This is a genomic window from Vibrio sp. Vb1026 (assembly GCF_033338745.1).
Lineage (GTDB): Bacteria > Pseudomonadota > Gammaproteobacteria > Enterobacterales > Vibrionaceae > Vibrio > Vibrio alginolyticus.
The window spans coordinates 1-1,115 of the sequence record NZ_JAWOTH010000167.1 but is presented as its reverse complement, the minus strand read 5'-3'; the positions used below and the strand labels follow the sequence as shown (position 1 = coordinate 1,115).

Sequence of the window (1,115 nt, the reverse complement as noted above, 5' to 3'; positions counted from 1 at the left end):
GGTTAGTTATCTTTTATTTTCAATTACTAAAACTAACACTAAGGTTTACTTTCTTATAAATGAGTCACTTTTAGGACTTTGGTTAGGAGAAATCAAGACACGAAAAACCGCATAAAACCCGTAAAATTTATTTGAGTTTTTTGTCGATGAGGAAGGAAATGAGACTTTGATCACGGTTCCACTTTTTGTTTTTAGTGATTTAATGGTCAAAATAACATTATGTATTTTAAGTGGTTATTTTTTGTTGCTTGAGCGTAACGGCTTTGGGCTGTGATAAATCATATTGATTTTAAATTCTTCAACGCGATCAGCCAGTTCAGGCTTTGGACGCAAAATGTAGCTGTACACCTCGCCATCAAGTAGTTCGTCGTAAGGCGAGTAGCTCAGATCAAATGCTAACGATTGTTGTCTGGTCGTGGGGTTACTAATGTATTCGTAGCAGTCTATTAGGTAAGTCGGATCGTAGGGGTTAGGATCGGAGATGATGTCGACCTGATAGTCTCCTTGACCAGCAATGACATGGCTGCCATACCAGATGGCGACATCAGCACAATACAAGTTTGGATTGTAAGTGCGTAAGTTGAGATCGGAATCGATGCTTTCACCATGAGGCCCAATGACTTGAGTTCCATGGTGATAAATATAATTGCCAATTTCAGCCACGAGATAATCGCCGTTTGGGCGAGGTAGCAAATAGTCAAAAAAGGATATCTGGTATAAATATCGTCCTGTCGGTGCGTTGATGCGTTTTTCCATCGATTGCTTGTTCTTTTGCATGGTATAGCTTTCGAATTGTTTGCCATCAAACACGGTGGTGAAATAGTTCTGAGTCTCTTTATGAACCTGAGATGGGTACACCTTTTTGGTGGTCCAGATTTGACGAGCACCATTTGCGCTAACAATCAACGAGTCATCACTGATTTTATAATGGCCCACTTTTTTTAGTGCTCCCTTTTCTGGGCATAACCGCTTGTTGTTGGAGGCGGCAAAGTACACTTCTTCGTTTTCAAACTGAAATGCTTCGCAATACACCACTTCATACGCGTACGCGATACCGCCAAGGTTTTGTGTGGTTTCGAGGCGATACACAATGTCACCGACCAAAGGATGGTCGG

1 pseudogene is annotated in these 1,115 nt (G+C 41.3%); it reads right to left on the bottom strand.

The features are described 5' to 3' along the window. Nucleotides 1-234: 234 nt before the first annotated feature. Nucleotides 235-1,115: pseudogene (locus R7E47_RS25030) on the bottom strand (hypothetical protein); the annotation flags it as partial.